We start from the raw sequence: 15,730 nt of genomic DNA, 5'->3' as shown, positions 1-15,730 counted from the left end.
GCGAGGGGCGACGCCAGCCCGCGGGACGCGAGGGGCGACCCGACGCGAGGTCCTGCGTGGAGCGGCGCTCAGTCGCCGTCGGTGGCGCGGAACAGGGGCTCGGCGAGCGCCGACTGCATGGCGTCCTCGAGCGAGAGCGGCTGGCCGTCGGGGCCTGCGAGCGGCAGGCGCCAGTTGGGGTACTCGTCCTCGGTGCCCGGCTGGTTGATGGCGCGGCGGTCGCCGACGACGTCCGAGAGCGAGACGGCGCGCAGCACGCTCGGGGTGTGGCCGATCCAGCGGTGCATCGCCTCGACCACGGAGGACGGACCGGCGCCGGGCTCGAGCCAGCCGCGGGCGACGAGGGCGTCGCGGACCTTGGCGATGGACTGCTCCTCGTGGGCGCGCTCCTCCTCGACCGGGCGGGTGAGCAGCCCCAGCCGCTGTCGGATCGCGACGTGCTCGAGGGCGAGGAAGCCGGCCGTCGGCGGGAGGTCGTGTGTCGTCACCGACGACAGGCACAGCTCGCGGTAGTCCTCGGGCGGGGTGGGGGCGTCGTCGGTGTTCTCGAACCACATGATGCTCGTGCCGAGGACGCCTCGCTCGTGGAGGTAGTCGCGGGCGTTGGCCGGGACGACGCCGAGGTCCTCGCCGATGACGACGGCGCCGGCGCGCTGGGCCTCGAGACAGAGGATCCCGATGAGGGCCTCGTGGTCGTAGGTGACGTAGGTGCCGTCGGCGGGCGTGAGGCCCTCGCCCTGCGGGATCCACCAGAGCCGGAAGAGACCGATGACGTGGTCGACGCGGATGCCGCCGGAGTCACGCAGGACGGTGCGGACCATGTCGCGGAACGGTGAGTAGCCGAGCTCGGCGAGGCGCTCTGGGTGCCACGGCGGCTGCGACCAGTTCTGGCCGAGCTGGTTGAACTGGTCCGGCGGTGCTCCGACGGTGACGCCCGTGGCGAGGGCGCCGGCGAGCCCCCACGAGTCGGCCCCGTGGGGGTGGACACCGACGGCGAGGTCGTGGACGACGCCGAGCGACATGCCGGCGTCCTTCGCCTCGCGCTGCACCTCGCCGAGCTGGCGGTCGAGCAGCCACTGCAGCCACATGTGGAACTGCACGAGGTCGTGCTGCGCCTCCGCGAACTCGGCGACGGCCGGGGAGTGCGGGTCGTGCAGCTCGACCGGCCACTGGGTCCACGGCAGTCCGTGCCGCTCCGCGAGCGCGCACCACGTGGCGAACGTCGTGAGGCCGTCGCCCTCGCGCTCCCGGAAGCGCTCGAAGTCACGGGCCCGACGCCCCTCGAGCCCGAGGGCGTGGACGAGTCCGAGCGCCTCACGTTTCGCCGCCCAGGCGGCGTCGCGGTCGATCGTGTCGGAGGTGTCGAGCGCGCGGACGGACTCGGCGATGGCGTCGACCCGGGCCCGGTCGGCGTCGTCGAGCCGCACCGTCTCGGGGATGTCGGAGATCCGCAGGTAGAGCGGGTTGACGAAGCGACGCGTCGTCGGGAGGTAGGGCGACGCCTCCATCGGCGCGATCGGCTCGGCTGCGTGCAGCGGGTTGACGAGCACGAACTCGGCGCCGAGGTCGGTCGCGGCCCACGAGGCGAGCTCACCGAGGTCACCGAGGTCACCGACGCCCCAGGACTGCGCCGAGCGAACCTGGTAGATCTGCGTCATGAGTCCGGTGACGCCGCCGTGGCGCACGACCTCGGGCAGCTCGAGGCGTTGCGGCGTGACGACGAGGGTCGCCGTCTCGGTCCCCTCCGCCACCGGCGCCTGGTCGAGGTGGGCGACGATCCGGTGCCACCCGGTGGGGAGGTCGCCAGGCAGCTCGAACGTCGCCTCGCCGATCTCGCGCCCGTCGACGACGCGCGGGTCGACCCAGCGATCAACCTGCGCGACCTCCCGCGTGCCACCGTCCTCGAGCTCGACGGTGAGGCGCACCGCTCCCCCGTGGGGCACGTGGGCGAGGACCCACGGGGTCCAGCCCTCACGGCATACGACGGTTGCGGGAAGGGTGCGCCGCCACGGACGGTTCTCGGCGTCCGCGAGCGAGGCCGCGACCGCCTCCTCCGAGCCGGCGTCGACACCGAGCGCGCCCAGGATCGTGCGCAGCGTCGTCTCCGAGATGACCGTGTGCGCACCGAGCCAGTCGTGGAAGTCGGTCGCGACGCCATGGGCGTGCGCGAGCTCGACGAGGGCGGCGGACGGCGCGGTGGAGGTCACGCGCCCATCCTGCCTGCCCACCACCCCGGACCGGCGAAGGGCGCCACCGCGTGTGCGGTGACGCCCCTCGTCGTGGACGGGTCCGGTCAGGTCACGGGCTGGCCGTGGTCTCGTGGACGCCGACGTCGAGCTTCTCGACGCGCGGGTCGCCCGCGTCGGCGAAGTAGTCGCCCTTGATGGTCTCGTCGGCGCCGTTCGGCACCTTGAGGAGGTTGAGGGCGAGGCTGACGACGACGGCGATGACGGCGTTGATGACGAACGCCGTCATCGCGATGTAGCCCAGCTGCGCCAGCCCCGGGATCATGCTGAGCGAGCCGCCGAAGTGGCCCTTGGTCACGGGGTTGATGACGTTGTATGCCGTGTACGTCCCGTAGACCATGCCCACCGCCCAGCCCGCGAGCAGGCCCCAGCGGTGGAACCAGCGGGTGTAGAGGCCGAAGACGATCGTCGGGAACGTCTGGAGGATCCAGATGCCACCGAGGAGCTGGAAGTTGATCGCGTTCTGCTTGTCGAGCAGCAGCACGAAGACCAGCGCGAACGCCTTGACGACGAGCGAGACGAGCTTGGAGACCTTGGCCTCCTGCTTGGGGGTCGCGCCCGGCTTGAGCCACTCCTTGTAGATGTTGCGGGTGAACGTGTTGGCCGCCGCGATCGACATGATCGCCGCCGGCACGAGCGCACCGATGGCGATCGCCGCGAACGCCACGCCGGCGAACCAGCTCGGGAACATGTCCTCGAACAGCTGCGGGATGACGAGCTGCGCGTTGGGCTTGCCGTCGAGGCCGATCGGCTTGGTGCCGGCCGCGATGGCCACCCACCCGAGGAGGGCGAGGAGGCCGAGCACGAACGAGTACGCCGGCAGGATCGCCGCGTTGCGCCGGATGACGTTGCGGCCGCTCGCCGACAGGCTCGCGGTGATCGAGTGGGGGTACATGAAGAGCGCGAGCGCCGAGCCGAGGCCCAGGGTCGCGTAGGCCCACATCTGCTGGCTGCCGGGGATGAAGGCGCCGGTCGGCTTGGCCGGGTCGGCCGCACTCGGCTTGGCCATCTTCTCCTGGGCCGCGCTGAAGATCGCGTCCCAGCCACCGACCTTGGAGGGCAGGTAGATGATCGCGACGATGATGACGAGGTAGATGAGCGTGTCCTTGACGAAAGCGATCACGGCGGGCGCGCGAAGGCCGCTGCTGTAGGTGTAGGCCGCGAGCAGGGCGAAGGCGATGAACAGCGGCGCGTCCTTGGCGAGGAGGTTGTCCCCGCCGCCGAGCCCGACGACCTCGAGCACGGCCTGGATGCCGACGAGCTGGAGCGCGATGTAGGGCATCGTCGCGAGGAAGCCGGTGAGGGCGACCGCGAGCGACAGCGGACGGCTGCCGTAGCGACCCTTGACGAAGTCGGCCGGCGTGACGTAGCCGTGGCGGTGGCTCACCGACCACAGACGCGCCATGAAGATGAAGATGATCGGGTAGAGCACGATCGTGTAGGGCACGGCGAAGAAGCCCGCGACGGCACCCGTCGCGAACATCGCGGCCGGGACGGCGACGAACGTGTATGCCGTGTAGAGGTCACCTCCGAGGAGGAACCACGTGATCCACGTGCCGAACGAGCGACCGCCGAGGCCCCACTCGTCGAGCGACTCCATGCTCGTCGGGCGGCGCCACCGCGTGGCCATGAAGCCCATGATCGTCACCGTGCCGAAGAGCAGCACGAGGATGACCAGGGCGGTCCAGTTGACGTTGCTCATCGCTGGCCTCCATCGGCGTCGAAGGGCTGTCCGTCGTGCAGGTCGGCGTCGGTGGAGTCACCGATCGTCGCTGCGCCACGGTGGCCACGCCCGCCGTGCGGGCGGTGCGGGCGTCGCTGTGCCTCGCCCATCGGGCGGTGCGGGCGCGCCTTGAGGACGAGCTTGTAGGCGGTCCAGGTCATCGCGGAGCAGAGGAAGACCCAGAGGAACTGGTACCAGATGAAGAACGGGAAGCCCCAGAGCTTCGGCTCGATCTTGCTGTAGGAGCTGACCCACATCAGCGCGACGATCGGGATGGCCAGCAGCACCCCGGCCGCAGCGAGCAGCCCCTTGTTGGCGGGTGGGACCGTGTCATGGTCCACGACCTCGTGTTCGTCCACGAGAACAACCTCTTTCGTCTCGGATGCGGGCACCGTTGAGCGCACCACCGCGCAACATTAGGGGTCGGAGTGCTCCAGGTCACACGGACGCGCCGCCTCGATTCGTGTCGAGTTCGGAGCCCAAACCCCGTTGCATGCCCGTATGCCGTCCTGCGAACCTTGCGTCTCGTGGGCACCCCTTCCGGCTTCGAGTGGTCCGAGCGCAAGGACGGCAGCGTCGTCATCACGCACCACGGGCAGGTGGCGACGGTGCTGCGTGGGCGTCGCGCCACGGACTTCGTCGAGGACGCGGAGTCGGGCGACGACCAGGAGCTCATGGCGCGGGTCACCGGCAACTACCGGCACGGCAACGAGCGCACGGCGAGGAACCACCCACGCAACCGCTGACGAGGGACTCCCGTATGCCGTCCGGCGGTGCGGGCGGGATGGCCGGCGACGCCGAGACGGTGGCCCGTGGGGGGTACCAGCTCATCACCGCCGGGTCCCTGCTCGCCGACTGAACGAGACAAGGTCCCACGGATCGCGACCTCTATGCCGCGATCCGTGGGACCTCGTCGAGACGGACCGGCAGGTCAGACGTTGAAGCGGAACTCCACGACGTCGCCGTCCTGCATGACGTAGTCCTTGCCCTCCATACGAACCTTGCCCGCCGCCTTGGCCACGGCCATCGTCCCCGCCGAGTCGAGGTCCTCGAAGGAGACGATCTCGGCCTTGATGAATCCGCGCTGGAAGTCGGTGTGGATGACACCGGCGGCCTGCGGCGCGGTCCAGCCCTGCCCGATGGTCCAGGCGCGCGACTCCTTGGGACCTGCGGTGAGGTAGGTCTGCAGCCCGAGGGTGTGGAAACCGGTGCGCGCGAGCTGGTCGAGGCCGGACTCGGTGGCGCCGAACCCCTCGAGCATCTCCTGCGCGTCCTCGGGCGACATGTCCATGAGGTCCATCTCGAGCTTGGCGTTGAGGAACACCGCGTCAGCAGGCGCGACGAGCGCGCGCAGCGACGACTGCAGGTCCGCGTCGGTCAGCTGGTCCTCGTCGAGGTTGAACACGTAGATGAACGGCTTGGTGGTGAGCAGACCCAGCCCACGCGCCCCGTCGAGGTCGACACCGGCAGCCGCGCCCGCGGCATACAGCGTCTTGCCCTCCTCGAGGACCTTCTGGGCGGCGAGCGCGTTCTCGAGGAGCGGCTTGGACTCCTTCTTGATCCGGGCCTCCTTCTCGAGGCGCACGACGGCCTTCTCGAGGGTCTGGAGGTCGGCGAGGATGAGCTCGGTGTGGATCGTCTCGATGTCCGACTCCGGCGAGACCTTGCCGTCGACGTGGACGACGTCGCCGTCCTCGAACGCGCGCACGACCTGGCAGATCGCGTCGGCCTCACGGATGTTGGCGAGGAACTTGTTGCCGAGGCCCTCACCCTCCGAGGCGCCGCGCACGATGCCGGCGATGTCGACGAACGACACGGTCGCGGGCAGGATCTTCTCGGACCCGTGGATCTCCGCGAGCCGCTCGAGACGCGAGTCCGGCAGCGGGACGACGCCGACGTTGGGCTCGATGGTCGCGAACGGGTAGTTCGCGGCGAGGACGTTGTTCTTGGTCAGGGCGTTGAACATCGTCGACTTGCCGACGTTGGGGAGCCCGACGATTCCGATGGTGAGTGCCACGGGGACAAGAGTCTAGTGGCGCGCGGCGCGTGCCCGTGCCACCCGGCGCGACGCCCAGCCCGCGAGGAGGCTCGCGGCGAGACCTGCGGCGAGCAGGAGCGCGTAGGTCCCTGCGGCCGAGCCGTTGCGCTCGACGAGGGCGAAGACGAGCGCGGCGAGGCACACGACCACCCACACGAGGAGGAACGCACCGACGAGCATCGCGCCCAGCACACCGAAGAAGGCGCTCGCCCTCACGCGAGCCCGCCGGGGATCTCGCTGTTCTCCATGTATGCCGCGTGCTCGCCCTGCAGGACCTGCTGCAGCATCCGCACGTTGTAGGGCGCCACGTGCGCCGCGACGTCCTCCGGGGCCACCCAGTGCACGGCCTTGAGCTCGCGCTTGAGCAGGGTGAGGTCGTCCGTGAACGAGCGCGGCACCGTGCCGAGGTCGTAGAGGAAGAGCACGGCGTCGTCCCAGCCACGCCACGGCGGCAGCCAGTTGACGGTGACCAGTGCGTCGATCCCGACGCTCACACCGAGCTCCTCGCTGATCTCCCGGACGACGCAGGCTGCCGGCGACTCCCGGGGGTCGACGACCCCACCGGGCAGGTCCCACTCCGACTTGTAGGTGAGCTCGCACAGCAGGACCTCGCCGTCCTCGTTGCGAAGGAGCCCCTGGGCGATGTTGCGCTTGCGCGGCAGCCGTTCGTTGAGGACGTGGATGAACGAACGCCCACTGTCAGCCATGTGCCGAGGCTAGCCTGCGGCCCGCTGTCGGCGCCGCGTGGCACGGTGTCGCCCATGAACCCGTGGATCGCGTTGGTGGGCGGCATCCTTCTCGGTGCGCTGACGGCATACCTGCTCCTCAAGCAGGCGTATGCCGTCCGCGCGGCCTCCGTGGCGACCGAGCGCGACCTGCTGCGCGAGCGGGTGCTCGACCTCGAGGCCTCGCTCGCCGAGGACCTCGAGACGGCCTCGCTCCTTGCTCCCCTGCGCGACGCCCTCGGGCGGGTGGAGCGCCAGGTCGGCGTGCTCGAGCGCGACCGGGTCGAGCAGTTCGGCGCGATCCGCGCGGTCATGGGCCGGGTGGAGTCCGAGGCCCAGCAGCTCGGCCGCCAGACCCAGTCCCTCGCCGGGTCGCTGCGCTCGTCGTCGGTGCGTGGCTCGTGGGGCGAGGTCCAGCTGCGTCGCGTGCTGGAGGCGTCGGGCATGCTCGCCCGCTGCGACTTCGAGGAGCAGGTCCGGGCCCGCAGCCGCCACGACCGGGAGGTGAGGCCCGACGTCGTCGTGCGCCTGCCCGGTGACCGCGCGCTCGTCATCGACGCCAAGGCCCCGATGGCGGCGTTCCTCGACGCCCAGACCGAGGAGCTGCCCGACGACGAGCGCGCCGAGCTCCTGCGTGACCACGCCCGGGCGCTGCGCCAGCACGTCCACGGGCTCGCCGCCAAGGACTACTGGTCGGCGTTCGACGCCACCCCCGAGATGGTCGTCTGCTTCGTCCCGAGCGACGCGATGCTCGCCGCGGCCCTCGCCGCCGACCCCGGGCTGCACGAGCGCGCCATGGCCGACAAGGTCGTGCTCGTGGGCCCGGGTGCGCTGCTCGCGCTGCTGCGCACCGTCGCGTTCGGGTGGCAGCAGGACTCGCTCTCGACGAGCGCCCGTGAGCTGCTCGCCCTGGGCCAGGAGCTCTACCGACGTCTCGCCACCCTCGGCACCCACGCCGCCAAGATGGGCCGCTCGCTGCACGCCACCGTCGAGAGCTACAACCAGTTCGTCGGCGCGCTCGAGTCCCGGGTGTTCGTCACCGCGCGGCGCATGCAGGAGCTCGAGCTCGTCACCGACGACCTCCCCGACCTCGGCCCGGTCGAGACCGGGCCCCGGGTGCTCACCGCCGTCGAGCTGCTCGAGGTCGTGGGCGCCGAGGATCGTCGCGCCGAGCTGCTGCTCGACCCGCCCGCAGCGACCGACGGGACCGGCACCCGCGCCGGCTAGGGCCCGGAACATCCCGCGTTCCTTGATGGTTCAACCGTTCATGAAGGTTGACATCTGGTCCGACATCGCCTGCCCCTGGTGCTACATCGGCAAGCGCCGCTTCGAGAGCGCCCTCGCGCAGTTCCCCCACCGCGAGTCGGTGGAGGTGACATGGCACAGCTACCAGCTCGACCCGTCGCTGCCCGAGCACTACGACGGCACCGAGCTCGACTACCTCGCGACCCGCAAGGGCATGGCGCGCGAGCAGGTGGAGCAGATGTTCGGTCACGTGGCGCAGGTGGCCGCCGGCGAGGGGCTCGCCTACGACTTCGACTCGCTCGTCGTCGCCAACAGCCTGCGCGGGCACGAGCTCATCCACCTCGCCGTCCACCACGGCCACCAGGACGCGGCCAAGGAGGCCCTGCTGTCCGCCCACTTCGAGCACGGCGAGGACATCGGCGACGTGGAGACCCTCGTCCGCATCGGGGAGTCCGTCGGGCTCGACGCCGACGAGATCCGCACGTCCCTCGCGGACGGGACCTACGCCCGGTCCGTGCAGGACGACATCGCCCAGGCCCAGCGCTACGGCATCTCGGGTGTGCCCTTCTTCGTCGTCGACGAGAAGTACGGCGTGAGCGGCGCCCAGCCCACCGAGCTCTTCACCCAGGTGCTCGACCAGGCCTGGGGTGAGGCGCACCCGCTGACGATGGTCAGCGCCCCCGGCGCCACCGGCGCACAGGGATCGGACGACGCGGCCTGCGGGCCGGACGGCTGCGCCATCTGAGGCCGTCACCCCCCGACCCTGACGACCTCACCCTCGTCCGGCACGCGGAGAACGCCGTCGTCACCGCGGAACACCAAGGGCAACCCGCGTGCCCCGATGCCGTCGAGCGAGTCGCTCACCTGGACGTGCACGTGGGGCTCGGTGCTGTTGCCGCTGTTGCCGCACTCCCCCACCTGCTGACCGACGGCGACGATCTCGCCGACCGACACGAGCGCCGAGCCCTGCCGCAGGTGGGCGAGCAGGACGTACGGCCCGGCGTCGGCCAGCGCGATGCCGACGTGGTTGCCGGCGAGCCCGACGATGCCGCGTCGAGCCCGTCCGGCCTGCCCCAGCGCGTAGCCCACGAGCCGCACGCGCGAGCGCCGGGCCTCGTGGTCGGGCTCCGTGTCGTGGACGGCCACGACCGTCCCGCCGACCGGCGCGAGCACGGGAGAGCCGAACCCGACGAAGCCCGTGGGCGCCTCGAGGCCCAGTCAGGAGCGCCACGTGTGCGGTGCCGACAGCCCTCGCTCGTCGACCGCGACGAAATCGATGGCGTGCGAGACGCCGAACGCCTACGTGCCGTGGCTGGGAACCCGCCTCGCCGGCGAGTTCTCCACCCGCCACAGCCCCGTGAACGGGTAGGCGAGGACGACCGGCTCGGGTGCGCTCACGGCATACCCTCGCTCGGTCCGCGTCGTCAGTGCAGCGAACCGGCCTCGGCGAACGAGCCGTCGTGGCGCATCTTGTCGGACAGGCCCGCGGCCTTGAGGTCGCGACGGATCTCGTTGGGCAGCGAGAACATCAGCGACTCCTCGGCGGCGACGACGGGGCGCACGTCCTCGAAGCCCCGAGACGAGAGGTAGTCGAGGACACCGCGCACGAGGATCTCGGGCACGGAGGCACCGGAGGTGACGCCGACCGTGCGCACGCCGTCGAGCCAGGTCTCGTCGATCTCCTCGGCGTAGTCGACGAGGTGGCCGGCCTTGGAGCCGTGCTCGAGCGCCACCTCGACGAGGCGCACGGAGTTCGAGGAGTTGCGCGAGCCGACGACGATCATGAGGTCGCAGTCGGGGGCCATGTGCTTGACCGCGAGCTGGCGGTTCTGGGTGGCGTAGCAGATGTCGTCGCTGGGCGGGTCCTGCAGCTGCGGGAACTTCTCGCGCAGGCGGCGCACCGTCTCCATGGTCTCGTCGACCGAGAGCGTGGTCTGCGAGAGCCACACGACCTTGTCGGGGTCGCGGACGGTGACGTTGTCGACGTCGTCGGGCCCGTCGACGAGGGTGATGTGCTCGGGCGCCTCACCGGCGGTGCCGACGACCTCCTCGTGGCCCTCGTGGCCGATGAGGAGGATGTCGTAGTCGTCGCTGGCGAAGCGCACGGCCTCGCGGTGGACCTTGGTGACGAGGGGGCAGGTGGCGTCGATCGTCTTGAGACCCAGCGCCTTGGCCTCCTCGTGGACGACCGGGGCGACGCCGTGCGCGGAGAAGATCACGGTCGCGCCCTCGGGGACCTCGTCGGTCTCCTCGACGAAGATCGCGCCGCGCTTCTCCAGGGTCGTCACGACGTGCTTGTTGTGGACGATCTCCTTGCGGACGTAGACCGGGGCGCCGTAGAGGTCGAGCGCCTTCTCGACCGTGACGACGGCCCGGTCGACCCCGGCGCAGTAGCCGCGGGGCGCGGCCAGGAGGACGCGCTTGGTGGCCTGGTCAGTCGTGGCGGTCATGCCTCCCATCGTACGGGCGGACCTGAACACCCCCTGTATGCCGTCCGGCGCGAGTACCGTCGACCGGATCGGGATGCGGTGGCCACAGGAGGAGCCGATGTCGAAGCGCGTGCACAGGTCCGGGGCGGCCGCCGCTGCCGTCGCCGTCGTGGTCGCAGCCCTGGTCGCGTCATCCGGCGCGACCCCAGCGGCGGCGGCAGCCGCACCGACGACGACGACGACGACCACGAGGACGACCGCCGGACGGTGCGGCGTCGCCGTCGGAGCGATCAACGCCTCGGGTGACCACCTCAACCGTGTCCTGCTCGGCACCTCGCCGCCGACGGGCTTCGCGCCGACGACCGCCATGCGGGACCTGTATCCCGACGGCGCCACGACGATGGCCACCCGTGCCAACACCTGGCCGTCCGCGGACCCCGCGCGCTACCGGGTGTTCCAGTGGGTCGTCCTGGGCGACGTGCTCTTCCGCGCGGAGTACCAGACGACGGACAGCGGGACCCCGGACCCGGGCGAACCACGACTCACCCGCATGGGCGGCGGGTGGAGCGCCATGCGGGCCATGGAGGTCACCGGCTACGCGTTCGAGCCGCCGGAGACGACCCACCTCTACGCCCTGGGCAAGGACGGCGTGCTCTCCCGCTGGCGGCGGTCCGGCACCGGCTGGACCGCCAGGCAGGGCAGCCCCGGCTTCCGGTCGGTGAGGTCGATGGTCGTGGTCCAGCACGGCGCGGCCTCGGACACGTTGCTCATGAACACCACGGGCGGGGCGCTCTACAGCGTCCGGATCCCCACCACGACCCCGATGGCGCCGGTGGTGCAGCAGGTGCGGGCGCGCTCGTGGCAGGGCTTCGAGGCCATGGTCGCCGAACCGTGCGGACGGCACGGCACGCTCCTCGCGGGCATCGACCGCGACACCGGGGCCAACCACCTGTATGCCGTCGGCTCACTGAGCGGCCCCACCACCGCCGTCCAGGGCCTCGGCCGGGCCGCCGGGACGTTCGGCGACGGCGTGCTCTTCACCTGGTCCAGGTACTCGGTCGAGTGAGCGCCGGGCCGGCTGTCCGAGAAGGGCGGTGGGCCGGGTGCTGACACCGCCCACTCCTAGAGTGTGCGCGTGAGCGAACCCGCGCAGCGACCGACCCTCCCCGAGCGGGCGGCCGACACGACCGCCGAGGCGCCGTGGCCGGTCCGGCTGCTCTCGATGAAGATCGCCGACTACGTCGAGAAGATGTCGGTCGTCTGGGTCGAGGGCCAGGTCATCCAGCTCAACCGACGACCGGGTGCGCGCACGGCCTACCTCACGCTGCGCGACGCGGACGTCGACATGTCGCTCTCGGTCTCCATCCACGTCAACGCCCTCGACGCGATGGCCGCCCCGGTCACCGAGGGCGCGCGGGTCGTCGTCCAGGCCAAGCCGTCGTTCTGGACCCAGCGCGGCACCCTCACCATGGACGGGCGACAGATCCGGCCCGTCGGTGTCGGCGAGCTGCTGGCTCGGATCGAGTACCTCAAGCGCAACCTCGCGAGCGAGGGCCTCTTCGACGCCGACCGCAAGCGGCCCCTGCCCTTCCTCCCCCGCCGCATCGGCCTCATCTGCGGCCGGGCGAGCGCGGCCGAGAAGGACGTCGTCGAGAACTCCCGACGCCGGTGGCCGACGGCGCGCTTCGAGATCCGCCAGGTCGCCGTGCAGGGCGCCACCGCGGTCACCGAAGTGACCCAGGCGCTCGGCGAGCTGGACGGCATACCGGATGTCGACGTCATCGTCATCGCGCGTGGCGGGGGCAACGTCGAGGACCTCCTGCCGTTCAGCAACGAGGCGATGCTGCGTGCGGTCGCGGCCGCGCGCACACCGATCGTCAGCGCCATCGGGCACGACGTCGACACCCCGCTGCTCGACCTCGTCGCCGACCACCGCGCGTCCACCCCGACCGACGCGGCCAAGGCGATCGTCCCGGACGCCGAGCGGGAGCACCAGGCCGTGGACGCGGCCCGGTCCCGGTCACGGCGTGCCGTCGAGGGACGCCTCCACCACGAGCGGCGACGCCTCGTGGAGCTGCGGTCGCGGCCGGTGCTGGCCGACCCCGGCGCCTTCCTGCGCGTGCAGCGCGAGGTCGTCGTGGCCCTGCGGTCGCGAGCGCGCCACCGCATCGAGGCGCAGGTCCACCGCCACCAGGACGGGGTCGGCCACCTGCGGGCCCAGGTCCGCACCCTGTCACCGCAGTCGACGCTCGACCGCGGCTACGCGATCGTCCAACGCATCGACGGGGCCGTCGTGCACGACCCCACCGTGCTCGAGGTCGACGAGCTGCTCCACGTCACCGTGGCTCGCGGCGACTTCGGCGTCCGGACCGAGGGTTAAGGTCTTCGCCATGGCCAAGGACACCCCGCAGCCCGAGACGGTCGATACCGAGGGCGCCGCCCCCGCTGCCGACGACGCCGCCCCGGCGGCCGACGACGCCAACGCCGACGTCGCGCAGATGAGCTACGAGGCCGCGCGAGACGAGCTCGTCGACATCGTGGCCCGCCTCGAGAACGGCCAGGTCGGCCTCGAGGACAGCATGGGGCTGTGGCAGCGGGGCGAGGTCCTCGCCGCGCACTGCGCGCAGTGGCTCGACGAGGCCGAGGCCAAGCTCAGCGAGTGAGCGTGCGGCTCACTTGACCGGGCCGAGGTGCTCGGCGACGAACACCATCTCGTCGAAGGACCCGGTGCCGGTGAGCAGGGTCGTGAGCTCACCGGGCTCGGTGCGGCGGTTGACCAGGCTGTTCTGGACCTTGGCGCCGCGTTCGTACTTGACCCACGTGAGACCGGCTGCCTGGAGCTCACCGACGCGACGGGCCCGGTTGGTCTGGGCCTCGACCCACGTGCGGGTCGCATCCTTGGTCTGCTCGACCGCGACGTAGTTGCCCGACGGCGCCTGGTAGCCGGCGTGCCAGGTCATGAGGCCGTCGGTGCCCTTGACGTAGCGGGCGCTCGTCGTCTTCCAGTCGTCGGGCAGGTCGACCGCCTCGACGATGGGCCACCCGCTCTGCTGCTTCACCTCGAGGGCCGTGCCGTGCACGTCGACAACGGGGCCACCGAGGGTGTTGACGCGGGGAACCATGAACCAGATGATCGCCATGAGTGCGCCGATGACGACGAGGGAACGCACCATGTTGGGGGTGGACCCCATGGAGTAGCGGCTCTTGGTCGGCGTCTGGCTCACCCCTCCATGGTCGCTGATGACCGTCGGTTTCCCCATATCGGGTCGGCGATAGAGTTTGGGCCGCAGGATCACGCACCCCCGAAGAGCACCTCTCGCGCACCCAGCGTCCCGGGCCCGCCCGGTGCGCGCGCGCCGCGCCCCGTCAAGGAAGACAGGTTCCTCATGCCCGACGCCCCGTCCGCGAACGTCCCCGACCGCAACCTCGCGCTCGAGCTCGTCCGGGTCACCGAGGCCGCCGCGATGGCAGGCGGACGCTGGGTCGGCAGGGGTGACAAGAACCGCGCCGACGGCGCCGCCGTCGAGGCCATGCGCGCGCTCATCTCCACCGTCGAGATGCGCGGCACGGTCGTCATCGGCGAGGGCGAGAAGGACAACGCCCCGATGCTCTTCAACGGCGAGAAGGTCGGCGACGGCACCGGACCCGAGGTCGACGTCGCCGTCGACCCGATCGACGGCACGACGCTCACGGCCAAGGGCATGCCCAACGCCATCGCCGTCATGGCGGTGAGCGACCGCGGCTCGATGTACGACCCGAGCGCCGTCTTCTACATGGACAAGCTCGTCGCCGGCCCCGAGGTCGCCGACGTCGTCGACATCCGCCTCCCCGCGGCCGAGAACGTCCGCCGGATCGCCAGGGCCAAGAAGCAGCAGCCCGAGGACGTCACGGTCGTCATGCTCGACCGGCCGCGCCACGACAGGCTGGCCCAGGAGGTCCGCGACAGCGGTGCCCGGATCAAGCTCATCTCCGACGGCGACGTCGCCGGCGCGATCTCGGCGGCCCGCGAGACCACCGGCATCGACCTCCTGCTCGGCATCGGCGGCACGCCCGAGGGCATCATCACGGCCTGCGCGATCAAGTGCCTCGGCGGCGTCATCCAGGGCCGCCTCTGGCCCCAGGACGACGACGAGCGCCAGAAGGCCATCGACGCCGGTCACGACCTCGACGCGGTCCTCACCACCGACGACCTCGTGACGAGCGACAACTGCTTCTTCGTCGGCACCGGCATCACCGACGGCGAGCTGCTCCAGGGTGTGCGCTACTCCCGCGGCCGCGCCACGACCAACTCGATCGTCATGCGCAGCAAGTCCGGCACCGTGCGCGTCATCGAGAGCCACCACGTGCTCGACCGCACCGCCGGTCTCCCCCGGAGCGAGGCCTGACATGAGCACGGACACCACCGCCCCCCGCGTCCTCGTCGTCGGCGAGACCCTCGTCGACATCGTCCACACCCCCGACGGGTCCGTCGCCGAGCACGTGGGCGGCTCGCCGGCCAACGTCGCCATGGGCATCGCCCGGCTCGGCCACGACACCGTGCTCGCCACGACCCTCGGCGACGACGACCACGGCACGCGCTGCCGCGCGCAGATCACCGACCACGGCGTGGCCATCGAGAACCTCGACGCGGGCGGTCACGGCACCTCCACGGCGGTCGCCACGCTCGATGACTCGGGCGCCGCCGAGTACGACTTCGACCTCCACTGGGAGCTGCGCCCGGTCGAGGACCTCGACCGCTTCGGCCATGTGCACACCGGATCCATCGCCGCGACGCTGCTGCCCGGCGCCGAGGTCATCACGCAGACGCTCACCGACGCCCGCGAGCACGCGACGGTCTCGTACGACCCCAACGTCCGCCCGACGATCATGGGCTCGGTCGACGAGGTCCGCGTGCGGATCGAGGAGCTCATCACCGTGAGCGACGTCGTCAAGGCCAGCGAGGACGACGTCGAGTGGCTGTATGCCGGGCGCTCACTTCCCGAGGTCATGGCCGCGTGGGGACGGCTGGGCCCGGGGCTCGTCGTCATCACCCGCGGCGGCGACGGCGTCACCTACCGCGTGAGCTCCACCGGCGACGTCGCCGAGGCGCCGGCCCGCGTCGACCGGGTCGCCGACACCGTCGGCGCCGGCGACTCCTTCATGGCCGGGCTCGTGTCCGGCCTGCTCGACGCCGGCCTGCTCGGCGACGGCGACGCCCGCGCCCGGCTCCGGGCAGCCGACCTCGACGCCGTCGCCCCCGCGGTCGACCGGGCCCTCGGCACGAGCGCCGTCACGGTCGGCCGCTCCGGCGCCTACGCACCCACCCGAGAGGAAATCTGAAGGAC

At 71.3% G+C, this 15,730-nt stretch carries 17 protein-coding genes; 8 read left to right on the top strand and 9 right to left on the bottom strand.

Translation table 11 applies throughout. From position 1 onward, the window contains the following. Positions 1–68: 68 nt before the first annotated feature. The 3 genes from malQ to KLO01_RS10695 form a co-directional block, all read right to left on the bottom strand. Positions 69–2,207 (bottom strand): 4-alpha-glucanotransferase, encoded by a 2,139-nt coding sequence (malQ, locus tag KLO01_RS10705; protein WP_147064875.1) that lies wholly within the window; start codon positions 2,205–2,207, stop codon positions 69–71. A gap of 91 nt (positions 2,208–2,298) precedes the next feature. Beyond that, complete coding sequence (gene mctP, locus KLO01_RS10700; RefSeq protein ID WP_147064872.1) at positions 2,299–3,948, bottom strand: monocarboxylate uptake permease MctP; 1,650 nt, start codon at positions 3,946–3,948, stop codon at positions 2,299–2,301. Continuing rightward, positions 3,945–4,328, bottom strand: a complete 384-nt coding sequence (locus KLO01_RS10695) for a DUF3311 domain-containing protein (protein ID WP_222611966.1) — start codon at positions 4,326–4,328, stop codon at positions 3,945–3,947. The genes mctP and KLO01_RS10695 overlap by 4 nt, the downstream gene beginning before the upstream one ends. 168 nt (positions 4,329–4,496) lie before the next feature. Between KLO01_RS10695 and KLO01_RS10690 the strand changes: the two genes are divergently transcribed. Then, positions 4,497–4,715, top strand: a complete 219-nt coding sequence (locus KLO01_RS10690; protein WP_147064870.1) for a hypothetical protein — start codon at positions 4,497–4,499, stop codon at positions 4,713–4,715. Between the two features lie 185 nt (positions 4,716–4,900). Here KLO01_RS10690 and ychF read toward each other — a convergent pair whose 3' ends face one another. The 3 genes from ychF to KLO01_RS10675 are packed head-to-tail and all read right to left on the bottom strand — an operon-like array spanning position 4,901 to position 6,714. Next, positions 4,901–5,986 (bottom strand): redox-regulated ATPase YchF, encoded by a 1,086-nt coding sequence (gene ychF / locus KLO01_RS10685; RefSeq protein WP_147064868.1) that lies wholly within the window; start codon positions 5,984–5,986, stop codon positions 4,901–4,903. 12 nt (positions 5,987–5,998) lie between these two features. Beyond that, positions 5,999–6,223 (bottom strand): hypothetical protein, encoded by a 225-nt coding sequence (locus KLO01_RS10680; RefSeq protein ID WP_147064866.1) that lies wholly within the window; start codon positions 6,221–6,223, stop codon positions 5,999–6,001. Continuing rightward, positions 6,220–6,714: an NUDIX domain-containing protein gene (locus KLO01_RS10675; RefSeq protein WP_147064864.1), complete on the bottom strand. Its 495-nt coding sequence runs from the start codon at positions 6,712–6,714 to the stop codon at positions 6,220–6,222. Before KLO01_RS10675 ends, KLO01_RS10680 begins: the two co-directional genes overlap by 4 nt. A gap of 54 nt (positions 6,715–6,768) precedes the next feature. On the opposite strand from KLO01_RS10675, the gene KLO01_RS10670 reads away from it, so the two are divergent. Together KLO01_RS10670 and KLO01_RS10665 are read left to right on the top strand one after the other, a co-directional pair. Then, a complete protein-coding gene (locus KLO01_RS10670; RefSeq protein WP_147064862.1) occupies positions 6,769–7,959 on the top strand; it encodes a DNA recombination protein RmuC in 1,191 nt (396 codons plus the stop codon). 40 nt (positions 7,960–7,999) lie between these two features. Beyond that, entirely contained in the window at positions 8,000–8,722 is a 723-nt protein-coding gene (locus KLO01_RS10665; protein WP_147064860.1) for a DsbA family oxidoreductase, read from the top strand. Between the two features lie 5 nt (positions 8,723–8,727). On the opposite strand, the gene KLO01_RS10660 is transcribed toward KLO01_RS10665, so the two are convergent. Both KLO01_RS10660 and KLO01_RS10655 read right to left on the bottom strand, forming a co-directional pair. Then, positions 8,728–9,150 (bottom strand): M23 family metallopeptidase, encoded by a 423-nt coding sequence (locus KLO01_RS10660; RefSeq protein WP_307725665.1) that lies wholly within the window; start codon positions 9,148–9,150, stop codon positions 8,728–8,730. A 251-nt stretch (positions 9,151–9,401) separates the two neighbouring features. Beyond that, the gene (locus KLO01_RS10655) at positions 9,402–10,427 is read right to left on the bottom strand and encodes a 4-hydroxy-3-methylbut-2-enyl diphosphate reductase (protein ID WP_147064858.1); all 1,026 of its coding nucleotides are present in this window, start codon (positions 10,425–10,427) and stop codon (positions 9,402–9,404) included. Positions 10,428–10,524: 97 nt separating this feature from the next. Between KLO01_RS10655 and KLO01_RS10650 the strand changes: the two genes are divergently transcribed. The 3 genes from KLO01_RS10650 (at position 10,525) to KLO01_RS10640 (ending at position 13,069) form a co-directional block, all read left to right on the top strand. Next, positions 10,525–11,472, top strand: coding sequence for a hypothetical protein (locus KLO01_RS10650; RefSeq protein WP_147064856.1), 948 nt, complete (start codon positions 10,525–10,527; stop codon positions 11,470–11,472). 69 nt (positions 11,473–11,541) lie between these two features. Next, complete coding sequence (xseA, locus tag KLO01_RS10645) at positions 11,542–12,786, top strand: exodeoxyribonuclease VII large subunit (protein WP_147064854.1); 1,245 nt, start codon at positions 11,542–11,544, stop codon at positions 12,784–12,786. A gap of 10 nt (positions 12,787–12,796) precedes the next feature. Further along, complete coding sequence (locus KLO01_RS10640; protein ID WP_147064851.1) at positions 12,797–13,069, top strand: exodeoxyribonuclease VII small subunit; 273 nt, start codon at positions 12,797–12,799, stop codon at positions 13,067–13,069. 9 nt (positions 13,070–13,078) lie between these two features. Here the strand turns inward: KLO01_RS10640 and KLO01_RS10635 are convergent, their stop codons facing one another. Continuing rightward, entirely contained in the window at positions 13,079–13,630 is a 552-nt protein-coding gene (locus tag KLO01_RS10635; RefSeq protein ID WP_246136146.1) for a DUF4245 domain-containing protein, read from the bottom strand. Positions 13,631–13,792: 162 nt separating this feature from the next. On the opposite strand from KLO01_RS10635, the gene glpX reads away from it, so the two are divergent. Both glpX and KLO01_RS10625 read left to right on the top strand, forming a co-directional pair. Continuing rightward, entirely contained in the window at positions 13,793–14,791 is a 999-nt protein-coding gene (glpX, locus tag KLO01_RS10630) for a class II fructose-bisphosphatase (RefSeq protein ID WP_147064846.1), read from the top strand. Between the two features lies 1 nt (position 14,792). After that, a complete protein-coding gene (locus KLO01_RS10625; protein WP_147064844.1) occupies positions 14,793–15,725 on the top strand; it encodes a PfkB family carbohydrate kinase in 933 nt (310 codons plus the stop codon). The last annotated feature ends 5 nt before the right edge of the window (positions 15,726–15,730 follow it).

The sequence above is a fragment of the Knoellia locipacati genome (assembly GCF_007992835.1).
In the GTDB taxonomy this organism is placed as follows: domain Bacteria; phylum Actinomycetota; class Actinomycetes; order Actinomycetales; family Dermatophilaceae; genus Knoellia; species Knoellia locipacati.
The sequence above is the reverse complement of the archived record's forward strand: the minus strand, read 5'-3'. Positions and strand labels throughout refer to the sequence as shown.

Excerpts from the sequence above, each read along its gene's own strand:
- mctP (WP_147064872.1), bottom strand. The coding sequence starts at position 3,948 with ATGAGCAACGTCAACTGGACCGCCCTGGTCATCCTCGTGCTGCTCTTC.
- KLO01_RS10675 (WP_147064864.1), bottom strand. The coding sequence starts at position 6,714 with ATGGCTGACAGTGGGCGTTCGTTCATCCACGTCCTCAACGAACGGCTG.
- KLO01_RS10670 (WP_147064862.1), top strand. The coding sequence starts at position 6,769 with ATGAACCCGTGGATCGCGTTGGTGGGCGGCATCCTTCTCGGTGCGCTG.
- KLO01_RS10665 (WP_147064860.1), top strand. The coding sequence starts at position 8,000 with ATGAAGGTTGACATCTGGTCCGACATCGCCTGCCCCTGGTGCTACATC.
- KLO01_RS10655 (WP_147064858.1), bottom strand. The coding sequence starts at position 10,427 with ATGACCGCCACGACTGACCAGGCCACCAAGCGCGTCCTCCTGGCCGCG.
- KLO01_RS10650 (WP_147064856.1), top strand. The coding sequence starts at position 10,525 with ATGTCGAAGCGCGTGCACAGGTCCGGGGCGGCCGCCGCTGCCGTCGCC.
- KLO01_RS10640 (WP_147064851.1), top strand. The coding sequence starts at position 12,797 with ATGGCCAAGGACACCCCGCAGCCCGAGACGGTCGATACCGAGGGCGCC.
- glpX (WP_147064846.1), top strand. The coding sequence starts at position 13,793 with ATGCCCGACGCCCCGTCCGCGAACGTCCCCGACCGCAACCTCGCGCTC.
- KLO01_RS10625 (WP_147064844.1), top strand. The coding sequence starts at position 14,793 with ATGAGCACGGACACCACCGCCCCCCGCGTCCTCGTCGTCGGCGAGACC.